20 protein-coding genes and 1 tRNA gene are annotated in these 11,732 nt (G+C 64.6%); 13 read left to right on the top strand and 8 right to left on the bottom strand.

Annotated elements, in window-relative coordinates; all coding sequences use genetic code 11:
* Together VF662_RS11885 and eda are read left to right on the top strand one after the other, a co-directional pair.
* A partial coding sequence (locus VF662_RS11885) for a glucokinase (RefSeq protein WP_464141407.1) occupies positions 1 to 341 on the top strand: 341 nt, incomplete at its 5' end.
* A gap of 17 nt (positions 342 to 358) precedes the next feature.
* Positions 359 to 955 carry a bifunctional 4-hydroxy-2-oxoglutarate aldolase/2-dehydro-3-deoxy-phosphogluconate aldolase gene (eda, locus tag VF662_RS11880; protein ID WP_464141405.1) on the top strand — a complete coding sequence of 199 codons (597 nt, stop codon included), beginning with the start codon at positions 359 to 361 and terminating at the stop codon, positions 953 to 955.
* A 7-nt stretch (positions 956 to 962) separates the two neighbouring features.
* Here the strand turns inward: eda and VF662_RS11875 are convergent.
* The 3 genes from VF662_RS11875 to VF662_RS11865 all read right to left on the bottom strand — a co-directional run bounded on the left by VF662_RS11875 (position 963) and on the right by VF662_RS11865 (position 3,200).
* A tRNA-Ser gene (locus VF662_RS11875) sits at positions 963 to 1,052 on the bottom strand.
* Positions 1,053 to 1,138: 86 nt separating this feature from the next.
* Positions 1,139 to 2,179: an AarF/UbiB family protein gene (locus VF662_RS11870; RefSeq protein ID WP_464141403.1), complete on the bottom strand. Its 1,041-nt coding sequence runs from the start codon at positions 2,177 to 2,179 to the stop codon at positions 1,139 to 1,141.
* Between the two features lie 262 nt (positions 2,180 to 2,441).
* Positions 2,442 to 3,200 (bottom strand): hypothetical protein, encoded by a 759-nt coding sequence (locus tag VF662_RS11865; RefSeq protein ID WP_464141401.1) that lies wholly within the window; start codon positions 3,198 to 3,200, stop codon positions 2,442 to 2,444.
* Positions 3,201 to 3,369: 169 nt separating this feature from the next.
* Between VF662_RS11865 and hspQ the strand changes: the two genes are divergently transcribed.
* The 10 genes from hspQ (at position 3,370) to VF662_RS11815 (ending at position 9,326) form a co-directional block, all read left to right on the top strand.
* Positions 3,370 to 3,720 carry a heat shock protein HspQ gene (gene hspQ, locus VF662_RS11860; RefSeq protein ID WP_464141398.1) on the top strand — a complete coding sequence of 117 codons (351 nt, stop codon included), beginning with the start codon at positions 3,370 to 3,372 and terminating at the stop codon, positions 3,718 to 3,720.
* 125 nt (positions 3,721 to 3,845) lie between these two features.
* Positions 3,846 to 4,436, top strand: coding sequence for a 50S ribosomal protein L21 (gene rplU / locus VF662_RS11855; protein WP_464141395.1), 591 nt, complete (start codon positions 3,846 to 3,848; stop codon positions 4,434 to 4,436).
* 25 nt (positions 4,437 to 4,461) lie between these two features.
* The gene (gene rpmA / locus VF662_RS11850; protein ID WP_464141392.1) at positions 4,462 to 4,734 is read left to right on the top strand and encodes a 50S ribosomal protein L27; all 273 of its coding nucleotides are present in this window, start codon (positions 4,462 to 4,464) and stop codon (positions 4,732 to 4,734) included.
* A 197-nt stretch (positions 4,735 to 4,931) separates the two neighbouring features.
* On the top strand, positions 4,932 to 5,504 hold the full coding sequence (locus VF662_RS11845; RefSeq protein WP_464141390.1) for a GNAT family N-acetyltransferase: 573 nt from the start codon (positions 4,932 to 4,934) through the stop codon (positions 5,502 to 5,504).
* 122 nt (positions 5,505 to 5,626) lie between these two features.
* Positions 5,627 to 6,112: a disulfide bond formation protein B gene (locus VF662_RS11840; RefSeq protein WP_464141386.1), complete on the top strand. Its 486-nt coding sequence runs from the start codon at positions 5,627 to 5,629 to the stop codon at positions 6,110 to 6,112.
* Positions 6,076 to 6,657, top strand: coding sequence for a demethoxyubiquinone hydroxylase family protein (locus VF662_RS11835; RefSeq protein ID WP_464141384.1), 582 nt, complete (start codon positions 6,076 to 6,078; stop codon positions 6,655 to 6,657). Before VF662_RS11840 ends, VF662_RS11835 begins: the two co-directional genes overlap by 37 nt.
* A gap of 2 nt (positions 6,658 to 6,659) precedes the next feature.
* A complete protein-coding gene (locus VF662_RS11830) occupies positions 6,660 to 7,220 on the top strand; it encodes a hypothetical protein (protein WP_464141380.1) in 561 nt (186 codons plus the stop codon).
* An 89-nt stretch (positions 7,221 to 7,309) separates the two neighbouring features.
* Positions 7,310 to 7,519 carry a dodecin gene (locus tag VF662_RS11825; RefSeq protein WP_464141378.1) on the top strand — a complete coding sequence of 70 codons (210 nt, stop codon included), beginning with the start codon at positions 7,310 to 7,312 and terminating at the stop codon, positions 7,517 to 7,519.
* A 142-nt stretch (positions 7,520 to 7,661) separates the two neighbouring features.
* Positions 7,662 to 8,255 (top strand): hypothetical protein, encoded by a 594-nt coding sequence (locus tag VF662_RS11820; RefSeq protein ID WP_464141375.1) that lies wholly within the window; start codon positions 7,662 to 7,664, stop codon positions 8,253 to 8,255.
* A gap of 129 nt (positions 8,256 to 8,384) precedes the next feature.
* A complete protein-coding gene (locus VF662_RS11815; protein ID WP_464141372.1) occupies positions 8,385 to 9,326 on the top strand; it encodes an alpha/beta fold hydrolase in 942 nt (313 codons plus the stop codon).
* Between the two features lie 18 nt (positions 9,327 to 9,344).
* Here VF662_RS11815 and VF662_RS11810 read toward each other — a convergent pair whose 3' ends face one another.
* From VF662_RS11810 to VF662_RS11790, 5 genes are all read right to left on the bottom strand, one after another.
* The gene (locus tag VF662_RS11810; RefSeq protein WP_464141370.1) at positions 9,345 to 9,659 is read right to left on the bottom strand and encodes a DUF6481 family protein; all 315 of its coding nucleotides are present in this window, start codon (positions 9,657 to 9,659) and stop codon (positions 9,345 to 9,347) included.
* Positions 9,660 to 9,680: 21 nt separating this feature from the next.
* Positions 9,681 to 9,890 (bottom strand): hypothetical protein, encoded by a 210-nt coding sequence (locus VF662_RS11805; protein WP_464141368.1) that lies wholly within the window; start codon positions 9,888 to 9,890, stop codon positions 9,681 to 9,683.
* Between the two features lie 59 nt (positions 9,891 to 9,949).
* Entirely contained in the window at positions 9,950 to 10,168 is a 219-nt protein-coding gene (locus VF662_RS11800) for a hypothetical protein (RefSeq protein ID WP_464141365.1), read from the bottom strand.
* An 82-nt stretch (positions 10,169 to 10,250) separates the two neighbouring features.
* The gene (locus VF662_RS11795) at positions 10,251 to 10,457 is read right to left on the bottom strand and encodes a cold-shock protein (RefSeq protein ID WP_464141363.1); all 207 of its coding nucleotides are present in this window, start codon (positions 10,455 to 10,457) and stop codon (positions 10,251 to 10,253) included.
* Between the two features lie 187 nt (positions 10,458 to 10,644).
* Positions 10,645 to 11,310, bottom strand: a complete 666-nt coding sequence (locus tag VF662_RS11790; RefSeq protein ID WP_464141360.1) for a hypothetical protein — start codon at positions 11,308 to 11,310, stop codon at positions 10,645 to 10,647.
* A gap of 154 nt (positions 11,311 to 11,464) precedes the next feature.
* Here VF662_RS11790 and VF662_RS11785 point away from each other — a divergent pair.
* A partial coding sequence (locus VF662_RS11785) for a hypothetical protein (protein WP_464141357.1) occupies positions 11,465 to 11,732 on the top strand: 268 nt, incomplete at its 3' end.

Below are 11,732 nucleotides of genomic sequence, written 5' to 3'. Positions count from 1 at the left end.
AGGATCGGCCAATCCGCTTCCGCGACGACAAGGAGCTGTGGCAGGCGGCAATGGCGGGGGAGGACAGCCTTGCCGCAGCTGCGTTCGACCGCTTCTGCCTCGCTCTCGGCGCCGCTGCCGGAGACATCGCCCTCGCTCAGGGCGCGCAGGCGGTGGTGATCGCGGGCGGCCTCAGCCAGCGTCTTCTCAATCACCTCCCCCGCTCGGGCTTCAGGGATCGTTTTATCGCGAAGGGGCGTTTCGAGCGAATGATGGACGAAATCCCGGTGAAGCTCATCACCCACCCACAACCAGGCCTGTTCGGCGCCGCCGCAGCCTTCGCAGCGGAGTATGGCCAGTGATAGACATCGGCAGCATCATGCGCATATGTCCGATGATCCCGGTGCTGATCGTCGAGGATGTCGCCCAGGCACGCGCCATTGCGGAAGCGCTGGTCGCCGGCGGGCTCCGGGTCCTGGAGGTCACGCTCCGGACGCCCGCGGCGCTCGACGTGATCAGGGAGATGTCCCGCGTGGAAGGCGCGGTGGTCGGAGCGGGAACCGTCCTGAACGAAACGCAGCTCCAGGAGAGTATCGAAGCGGGCGCCCGCTTCGCAGTCTCGCCCGGCCTTACCGAGCGGATCGGCCGCGCCGCCATAGCGTCGGGGCTCCCCTTCCTTCCCGGCGTGTCCTCGCCCGGAGACATCATGCGCGGCCTCGATCTCGGCCTCAGCCACTTCAAATTCTTCCCGGCGGTCGCTTCGGGCGGCATTCCGGGCCTGGCAGCGCTGTCCGGCCCGTTTGCGGAGGCGGGCTTCTGCCCGACCGGCGGGATTACGATGGAGACCGCGCCCGACTGGCTGGCGCTCGATCCGGTGCTCTGCGTCGGCGGCACCTGGCTCAATTCCAAGCCCGGCGCCGTCGATCGCGAAGCGCTGCGCAAGGGCGCCGAAGCCGCGGCGGCGTTGAATAGCTAGAAGAGCATGGCGGAGAGGGTGGGATTCGAACCCACGGTACCGTTACCGGCACAACGGTTTTCGAGACCGTCCCAATCGACCACTCTGGCACCTCTCCGCGAACACTTGAGGGCGACCCCGAGGCGGAGCCGATCGACAGGCGCGGTCGCTTAGCGGACGGTGATCAGCTTGCCAAGCTGCATTCTACGCAGCCTGCTCCAGCCGCGCCTCGGTTATCACGTCGATTGCGATGCCCTGAAAGTCGATCTGCGGACAGGCTGCTTTGACGGGACCTTCCAGCGTCACCAGCACGGTGATCATCCAAATGAAGTCAGCAGTTCCGACGATCCCATGGCGGCGGTTCACCTCAAAAAGATCCGTGACGAACCCGACGACGCTGAACGATCCGGCCTTCACTCCTGATGCGGTTGCCACCACGGCCGAGATTTCGCGGGTGTAGGAGCGCTGATCAAGATTTGCGGGTACATGGATGGCCAATCTAAGCATCTGGCCGGCCGCGCGCTTTCCGCGGTTCAGCGCAACGCAGAGGAAGAAGTCGGCGAAATCGTCGCGGTCGGACGCGGAGAGTTGCCGGGCAAGGCCGCAGTCGAGAAATACGATTTCTCCACCAACCCGGGTAAAAACGTTCCCCGGATGCACGTCGCAGTGGAAAAAGCCGTGCACGAACAGCATCACGTACACGCTACGGATTAACCGTTCATAGACATCCACTTTGTGGACGACACCACCCGACTGTGGATCGATGCCGAGCAGCCCCCGCTCGAAGGACATGACGAGCATGTCCGGACGGCTCATGCCCTCGATGATCGTCGGGAATCGGATCTCCGGTGAGGCGGCGAAGTTCGCAGCGAACTTCACGGCGTTGCGCGCTTCCCTCGTGAGATCGAGCTGCGCTTCAACCTCCAGGGCGATCGTTCTTGCCATCTCCTCCAGCGGGATGTGTTGCAGCCCCACAAACAGCCGTTGCACGAGCTTAGCGCTCAAGGCGAGGAGCCGCAGGTCGGCCCTCATAAGTGCGTCGATGCCGTCACGCTTGATCTTCAGGATCATCGGCTCCGGCCGGCCGGGCAGCCGCACGACATAGACGAAGGCGATCGCGCCGCTCGCAATCGGTTCGGCTCCAACTTCCTCGAGTTGAATTCCGCTGCCTCGCTCAAAGCTCTCGGTGCCACCCCGTAGGAGCGCCGGCGCTCGTCCGCCCACCTGATCCTGAAGCTTTCCCAATATGGCTGCGGCTTCCGGTGAACAGAGGTCGTGGCGCGTCGCAACTATCTGCCCGACTTTGATCCATCCGCCCCCTAGCCACCGGGCGCAGCGAGCACCCGCTCGAGCCAGAACGATGTCGGCAGGCGGAGTTGGCGCACCAAGCCGACGACGCACGACTGCCCTCGCGTAGCAAGCCGCAACAAAAATGGATGCCGCACCGACAGCAACCAATCGGAGGCACATCCTGATGACCGGAGGTCGGAGATGCTCCCTGCTCCGATCAGCGGAGTTCCCGATTCGCATCCCGCTTCGTCGCTCCAAGGTCACGGCGGCCGTACATGCCCGGGTTGTCCGCTCCGACGAACTCCGCTTGCGCCTTCGTGCATTTCGCGATGGACACTCCACCGAAACTTAGCGGTATCAATGGCGAGATCTGGCCTTCCCGCTCAGCCGTGATCACCACCTCGCCCTCGTAAAAGAACGGCTCCGCTTTGAAGCCGAGCACCGCGCTGTCACTGGGCGGCCGCTTTGTCCAACGCCCGCCTGCACTGCCGATGTTCATCGGAAACCCAGGCACTTTTTGCGAACCTGTATCTACGAAAATAGAGCGGCCCGCGCCGAGGGGACGAAGCTCGAAGAGCGGCCAGAATTCAGCTTTGCTTTCGAAACGGCCGCCCTCGTCGTCCTCGATGGTGTAAATCGTCTCGCCGGGCGATTCACGGGTGGGCGACAGCGTTACGTACAAATCATACCATCCGGCGATGGCGCTATCGCCCCTGATCAGCACCGGAGCCGCGCTCATATTTGCGAAGGCGGCGACCCGCGTCCGCACCGGATTTCCCGGCACGGCATCGTCCATCCGCTCCATGATCGTGTCCGCGTTGCCGACGGGAGGAACCAGCGGTATGCCCACTAAAGTAACAAACTCGCTAAAAAGCTCCGCGCCAGGGCCAAGCAGTTCCGGTGTCAGCTCGACATATTGCTCTGAACGAATTGTCGTCAGATAATCCTGCCCCCGGCGGATCACTGTTTCTTCCATGCTTCCCTCCCCCTCACGCAGTGCGCTGATTGATGATTGTGTACATATTCAATGGAGACTTGCGGCGCTTCTCCCGGATTGCGGCAGTTCCGGCTAAGCCGGCTCTTGCAGTGCCCGCACCGTCGCCTACATCAGGTGCATGACACAGGTGCGGATCAACCGAGCGAGCATGACTGGGGCGCCATCCTTCCCGCTGGTGAGTCATGCGCATTTTGCGATCGGGGAGGTTGTGCGGCACCGCATCTTCGAATTCAGGGGGGTCATCTTCGACGTCGATCCGACCTTCGCCAACACCGAGGAATGGTACCAGGCGATCCCGGAGGAGATCCGCCCGTCCAAGGACCAGCCCTTCTACCACCTGCTCGCCGAGAATGGCGAAAGCAGCTACGTCGCCTATGTCAGCCAGCAGAATCTGCTTCCCGACGAAAGCGACGAGCCGGTGGACCATCCCGCGATCAGCGGCATCTTCGGTCCCTATAAGGAAGGCCGCTACGAGCTGAGGCGGGAGCATCGTCATTAGGCTGCAAACGGGGCGGCTTAGGCGTTGACACGCTAAAGCCGGTCCAGTAGCAGCCCGGCTTCCCGCGCGGGGATCGGCCGTGGCCGTTCGCCTGTGCGACAGCATTAGAATGTTTGGAAAGAGCCATGTTCGCAGTCGTGCGCACGGGCGGCAAGCAATATCGCGTAGCCGCCGGAGACAAGATCGTCGTCGAGAAGCTGGCCGGCGAGGCCGGCGACACCATCCAGCTGGGCGAGGTCCTGCTTGCCGGCGAGGGTTCCGACCTTCGCTCCACCGACGGCCTCACCGTCTCCGCCGAGATCATCGCCCAGGCCAAGGGCGAGAAGGTGATCGTCTTCAAGAAGCGCCGCCGGCACAATTACCGCCGCAAGAACGGCCACCGCCAGCAGCACACGATCCTGCGCATCACCGCGATCGGGGACCAGCAGGCCGAAAAGCCGAAGAAGGCCAAGAAGGAAGCGGCTCCGGCAGCCGACGAGGCCCAGGCCGCCGCTCCGGCTCCGGCCGTGGACGCTGCTCCGGCCGCGGAAGCTAAGCAGCCGCGCGCCAAGAAGGCCGCCGCCGCTCCCGAAGCTCCCGCCGAGACCGAGGCGCACGTTCAGGCGCCGCTCAAGGTCGATGGTGCAGAGAGCGAGATGACGGACACCCCGGTGGCCCAGAAGCCGTCGGCGAAGAAGGGCTCGACCAAAAAGCCCGCCGCTGATAAAGAAGCTTAAAGAGATACGAAGGTAAGATTTCGAGATGGCACATAAAAAGGCAGGCGGATCCTCACGCAACGGTCGCGACAGCGCTGGCCGTCGCCTGGGCGTGAAGAAGTTCGGCGGCGAGATGGTCGTCGGCGGCAACATCATCGTGCGCCAGCGCGGCACCAAATATTATCCGGGCACCGGCGTCGGCATGGGCAAGGACCATACCCTTTTTGCGCTCACCGACGGCCAAGTCTCGTTCCGCGACGGGAAGCTTGGACGCAAATTCGTGTGCGTCGACATGCCGATTACCACCGCGGCGGAATAACGGACGATCGATAACGGGTCGTCCTTCAAGGGGCGGCCCCAGGTTCTCACACAAGAACCGTTTCGAGGGAGAAGGAGCAGCCCCCCAGGAGGGAGCCAGCTCATTCTCCCTCTTTTCATGTCTCCCTCGATCACTGTCGCGGGCCCGTAACCCCAGAGGGGTACGAGCCGGCGGCAAAAGGGGAAGGAAGACAGAAGATGTTCGCACGGACGGAAAGATTGTTGCTGCGGCCCGGCTGGGCCGAGGATGCGCCCGCCCTCCACAAGGCGATCGCGGACGAACGGATCGTCCGAAACCTCGCAAGCGCACCGTGGCCCTACACCCTCGCCGATGCCGAGGCCTTCCTCGCCACCGAGCGCGAACCGCAGGCAACGGGCCTGCTCATCTTCCGCCGCACCGCGGATGCACCGGAGCTGGTCGGCTGCGCCGGCTTCGGCCGCCGCCCGAGCGGTGCGGTCGAGTTCGGCTATTGGATCGCGCGCCGCCACTGGGGCAAGGGCTATGCGACCGAGGCTGGGAAAGCCCTGGTTGCCAATGCACGCCATTCGCTCCGGATCGGCAAGCTCACCGCGAGCCATTTCCTCGACAATCCGGCCTCCGGGCGCGTGCTCGAGAAGATCGGCTTCAGGCCCACCGGCATCGTCGCTCCCCGCTTCAGTGCCGGCCGCCAGGCGGAAGCGCCGTGCCGCCTGTTCGAGCTCGACCTTCAAGCCGGCGAAGCGGCAGCCGCGCCGGCGCCTGAGCCCGTAGCGGCGATGATGGCCGCCTGATCCTCCGCTGCGCCGCGAGCCCTTTCCCCGGCTTGCGGCGCAGCGCCTCGTTCAGCGGATTTGCAGCCTTGGCGGAGCATGGGCTAGGCATAAGCCATGACCGAAGCCGCAGACGCCCGCCCGTGACCAGCCTCGAAAAAGCCCGCGCGCTTGCGCTTCTGGTCCCTGCCGCTCTGCTCGCGGGCGCGCTCGGCTCGCAATATCTGGGCGGGCTCCATCCCTGCGAGATGTGCCACTGGCAGCGCTGGGGCCATTATGCCGCGCTGGCTCTGGCGCTCATTTCGTTCGCAATGCGCCGACTTCCCGACCGCGGCCGCAGCTTCGTCTGGCTGGCGGCGATCGGCATCCTCTTGAGCGGCATCGTCGGCGCCTATCATGCGGGCGTCGAGCTCGGCATCTTCCACGGCCTCACCCAATGCACCTCGACCGCCAGCGGCTCGGGCGCCGATCTCCTCAAGGATATTATGGCCGCTCCGCTCGTTCGTTGCGACGCAGTGCAATTCTCGTTCCTCGGCATTTCGATGGCCGGCTGGAACGCGATACTTTCGATCGGATCCGCGTTGGTGATCTTATGGCTGAGCCTCAGGCGACCGAGAGCGGCGGCATGAGCGCGCCGGGCCCCACCTGGCGGCCGGGCGACGACCGCGCCGACGTCCCCTCTATGATCCGGGTCGATCAGGCGGGGGAATATGGCGCCACACGCATCTATGGCGGCCAGCTTGCAGTGCTCGGCAACCGCCATCCCGCCTCGCGCGCGATCGCCCGGATGGCGTTTCAGGAGAGAAGGCACCTCGATCATTTCGACCAGCTGATGACTGATCGCGGCATTCGCCCGACTGTTCTCCAGCCCTTCTGGAACGTCGCCGGGCACGCGCTCGGGGCGGTCACGGCGCTGATGGGGCCTGACGCGGCAATGGCGTGCACGGCCGCCGTCGAGACAGAGATCGACAAGCATTATTCCGATCAGATCCGCTCGCTCGGGCAGGACGATCCTGATCTTTCGCACACGATCACCGATTTCCAGGCCGAGGAGCTGGAGCACCGCGACACCGCCATCGCCGCGGGCGCCGAGGATGCGTTCGGCTACCCGATACTTTCCGCGTTCATCCGCGCGGGCTGCCGCGCCGCAATCGCGCTTTCGAAGAGGATCTGACGATGAAGACCATGTTTCTCGCCGCCGCGGCCATCGCTTTGATGCCCACCCCCGCTTCTGCCCAGCGTTCGCCCGGATCACCCGAAGCCGCGCAGCCCCTGCCCGGCGCCTCGGCGACCGCGCAGACCCGGAATGTCGCCGCAAGAGGCCGAACCATCGCGTCCGTCGACGACGTGCGGGTCAACCAGCTCATCGTCTACGGCAACGATCCGTGTCCGAAGAGCACCGACGATGAGATCATCGTCTGCTACCGGGGATCGGAGAATGACCGTTTCCGCATTCCGGGGCCCCTCCGCGACGACGTCGTGCCGCAGGCGAACAGCTGGGCGAACCGCGCCGTGGAGCTGCAATATGTCGGCCGCCAGGGCATCGGCAGCTGCTCGCCGACGGGGCCCGGCGGCGCAACCGGCTGCCTGATGCAGTTCATCAACCAGGCGCGCGCCGAGCGGGGCGGTGCGTCGGAGGTCAACTGGAACGCCCTCATCGCCCAGGCGCGGCGCGAGCGGCTGGACCGCATCGACGCCGAATCGGAAGAGATCGAGCGCGAGCAGAACCCGCGCTGATCGGCGCTTCATGAAGCGGCGGGCGGGGGATCTGAAACCACTCCCCGCCCCGCCCGTTCCGCTCCCGTGGCACCAGCGAGAGGACCGGCATGAGCGACAATATCTACAAGATCATCGAGATCGTCGGCAGCTCGGAGACGAGTATCGAAGACGCGATCGAGAAAGCCGTCGCCCGCGCCTCGAGCACGATCGACGATGTCCGCTGGTTCGAGGTGAAGGAGACTCGCGGCCATGTCGAGAACGGCCGCGTCGCCCATTACCAGGTGACGCTGCGGATCGGCTTCACGCTTCGAAGCTGATCCCCCTCCCCCCTTCCCCCCCTCGATTCGCCCACCTGTTGTTGAATTCCCGCCGAGCGGATAAACGAGCCGCGGGGGAATTCAGCAGAAGGGGGGCAAACCCATGATCTTGCGAACCATAATCTTGTTTGGCGCAATCCTCGTGCCGGCCGTAGCCGCCGCCAGTGCGCCCGACCCGGCGCTCGTCGAGAAGACCGAAAACGGCGCCGGCACGGCGATGAGGATCGTCCTTTACGGCCTCGACAACGAGATCCCGGAGAAGGACGACCTCACCATGGCGCGGTTCCTGATGAAGGGCACTCAGGAGTGCCTCGACGGCATCGCGCAGCTTCGGCGGACGGATCCGGGCCTCGAGCTCAACCTCAACGGCCAGGAGCCGATGAGCCTCGATGAGGTCGAGGCGAAGTTCTGCAAGCCGGCCTTCGCATTGCTGCAGCCGGTCGTCGGAGGCGCGATCGCGGCCGATGAGGCACGCTATGCCGGCCTCAGCCTCGGGCGGAAGGAACTGATCAAGTTCCATAATCTAGGCGACTACACCATCTACGGACCGGGCAAGCGCAAGCTCACCACCAATGCCGAGAAGCAGGCGGCCCGCGTCTGGTTCGTCTGGGACCATGACCGCAGCTACGCCGTCCCGGCCTGGTGGCTCGCCCGCTTCCAGTGGAACGGCGACAAATATGAAAAGACGATGCATCAGGGCCAAGGCGGAGAGCCGCCGGCTTCCCTGTTCAAGTAAGGACCGCCGCTGAAGAAGGGGACGCATCGGCGCCCCTTCTTCTTTGCCCGCAGCTTCCTCTGCGGCCGCAACTTGTCCGCACCCGCGCCCGTGCTAGAAATGCAGCCGGGCCGCGCGGAGGGACACGCCATGATCGCTATTCGGTTGCTGCTCTGCGCCCTCGCTCTCCTGTTCAGCGCGCCGTCCATCGCTCAAAGCGGCGGCAGCCTCCGCATCGGAAAGCATGATACGGTCATAAACGGGGTCCGCCTCTGGTACCGTGTCGCCGGAAGGACGAGCGGCACCCCGGTCGTCTTCCTCCACGGCGGGCCCGGCCAGGGAAGCCAGACCTTCGCCCGCTTCGCAGGTCCTCCGCTCGAACGCTCCAACCGCATGATCTACCTCGACCAGCGCGGCAGCGGCCGGTCGGAGAAGCATTGGAAGAAGGAATATTCGCTTCCCCTGCTGGTCGACGATCTGGAGCAGCTTCGCCGCCATTGGGGCGTGGAGCGGATGGACCTCGTCGGCCACAGCTTCGGCACCGTCCTCGCCCTCGAATATGCCGCGAAATATCCGCAGCACGTGTCGCACCTCGTGCTCGCAGGAGCAGTGGTCGATTTCCCCGCGATCCTGGACCTCGCCTGCGTCCGGCTGGAGAAGGTTGATCCGAAGACCTATGCCGAGGCTCTGGCCAAGCTGCCGAAGGGATCGAAGCGTCGGTGCCACATCTTCGCTGCGGGCAGGACGTTCATCGACGGCAACATGTATCCCGATCCGGCGATCATGAAGCTGGTAGACGAGACCGACGCCTCCGGCGGCATGTACAATACCGGCGAGATATTCGGCGCACTCGCCGATCAGGGAATTCTCGAATATCGCTTCGACAGTCCCGGCCGGCTGACCATGCCGCTCCTCGCCATTCAGGGCGCGAGCGATTTCCAGGCGGCGGTTCAGCCGGTGCGCAGCTTCGTGGCGCAAGTGCCTGGCGCGCGCATCCTGGAATATGAAGGGCGGGGCCACTTCATGTTCGTCGAGGACCCGGAGCGGTTCGCGCGCGACGTGACGCAGTTCCTGCACCAGCGGCGTCGCTGACGCCCCGGTGCGGCCGGTTTACTGACGGTTCTTTCGAGCGGCGTAGCGGGCGTCGCGCGCCATCTTCTTCTCCGCTTCCGTAGGCGGCGCCGGAACGGCGGCGCTCGCTGCCGCCGCTTCCGCCTTCGCTTCCTTCGCCGACTGCTCCGCCGCCTTCTTCGCGGCCCGCTTTCCGGCTTCGTCGGTATCGCGCTTCAGACGCGCCGCAACACGCTCGGCAACGGCGGCTTCGTCCATCGGCGGCTTCGAGCGCAGATTGTCGAGCGCCTTCTGCTTCGCTTCCGCGGCACGGCCGACCCGATCCTGGAAGGAGGGGTCCTTATATGATTTCATCGTTAGTAAGCTCCCGGCGCCTTACTTGGTCGCGAACTGGTCGGCCTGCGCGCCGAATTCGGCCTTCGCGTGGTTCCGGGCCGCGGTCGCCGTCCTGAACCTGTCCGCCTGCAGGACCGAGGTCACCAGCGGATAATGCTGCGAATTGTACCGCGTCTCGCGGATGGTGATCCGGAAGTCGCCTTCCTCGTCCTTGGCGATGAGGTACGGGCGCACTGGGGTTCTGGACATGATTTTCTCCGAAGGTGACGAGGGCGCCCGTGACGGCGCCCGGATTGAGAGGCGGCGGATCAGGCCAGCGTTGCTGCCTTCAGGGCAGCACGCTCGCTTGCTTTGTCGGCGATGAGCTTGGCGCGCATCTTCTCGCCGCGTGCGCTTCGCTCGGCCATCTGGGTCCAGGTCGCTTCCGACCGGAGCCAGCGTTGGCGCACATTATCGAGAGTGGCCGCGCCCGCGCCTGCGCGCGCTTCCGCTGCGCGCTCGAGATAGAATTCCTGCTGTGCCGACATGTTCTCTCCAATCCCGAAAGGAAGAGGCGGATGCCAAGGCACCCGCCCCGCCAAGTCCTCCGCAAAAAGCGGAGGCCGCTGCTTAGGCAGACTGGAGATTGACGGCGCTGGTCTTGCCGCGCCTGTCGTTCTCGAGCTCGTAGGAGACGCGCTGCTCCTTCTCGAGCGTCTGCATTCCGGCGGCTTCAACGGCGCTGACGTGCACGAATGCATCGTTGCCGCCGGCTTCGTTGGTGATGAAGCCGTAGCCTTTGGAGGTATCGAAAAATTTGACGGTGCCGATGGGCATAAGATGTTCCTTCTTGATGAAGGGACCGGAAGACGGTCCCCTGACGCTAGGAGAAGCGAGAGAAGGAATAGGAGCCGCAAAGCGCCGAAGACCGTCAATTTGCGACTATAGCTTACCCTATATAGTGCGCCGGCATCGAATTATTAGAGGCTGGCCAATTTAGACGGCGGCGCCCTTTGATACTGGCTCAGTACGGAGGCGGGATCGACCGTCTGATCCTGACCTCTCTCCGGCGGTCCACCGCATAGCTCAGCGCCGTTGCCACCTGGCCAGGCTGCCCGAGCCAGAACTCCGTCCTTCCTTCGCGCCTCGCCACCGCCCACGCGGAGAGACGGGCGAGTTGCGGACGTATCCCCTTGAGCGTGCGGCACAAGCTCGACGCCGTCTCGTCCAAGCACGTGAACTTCACCTTGGCCCTACCGGCCACGGTGTCCCCCAGGTAGCGGAGTTCGCCGAGCGCCTCCTCACTGCTCAGCCCCGGGTTCACGTGGACGAAATTGACGCTTGGACAGGTGCGCCCTGCGCGCAGGGCCACTTCGGTTGCAGACCAGGCACCGGAGAATGTCGCGGCGCTTGCATCAGCATCGGGCTGGTGTCGGAAGCTTGCGTTCCACCGCCTCCGAACGCAGCCGCCTCGGATGGGCGACGGCCGCTCGATGAGCTGAAGCTCCACCAGGCCCGGCGGCGTACCTGAACGGACCGGCGCCGGAGCGATGCTTTCGACGACGCCATGCTCCTTGTCCTTCAACAGGAGATCGCCGGCCTCACGCGGCGACATACGCAGGACCGCTTCGATCGCCGGAGCATCTTGCAAGGGCGTCAGCAACGCCGACGCGAGTAGGATCAAGAGCATGTTCGTACGCAGCCTCGGGGATGGAAGCTCGTAACACAGCCGGATGCGGGAGGATATTCTCGTCGCACGCGCCTCTTTCCATTATGGAAAGTTTTCTCTTGCCATATCGGAAAGTTAAAAGTATCGCTTTTCCATATTGGAAAGGGAGGCAGGGATGACTGTGGGCGGTGACGAGGCGTCTGAAGCGCTGGTTGGGATGCGGGAGGCGCGGGTGCGGGCGAACGAGATGAAGCGGCTGCCTTTCGCCTATCATCTTGGGGTGGGCGCCCTGACCGGCGGGCTGGTGTTGCTTTCCAGCCTGCCGCGCTGGTGGTTCGGGATCGGCCTGTTGGCCTTCCTCGCCGGCACCTGGGCCATGAACCGCTGGCAGATGCAAGCCACCAGCCGGTGGATCAACGGCTTTCGCTATGGCCGCACCCTGT

The organism is Allosphingosinicella sp. (assembly GCF_036387215.1).
In the GTDB taxonomy this organism is placed as follows: Bacteria; Pseudomonadota; Alphaproteobacteria; order Sphingomonadales; family Sphingomonadaceae; genus Allosphingosinicella.
The sequence above is the reverse complement of the archived record's forward strand: the minus strand, read 5'-3'. Positions and strand labels throughout refer to the sequence as shown.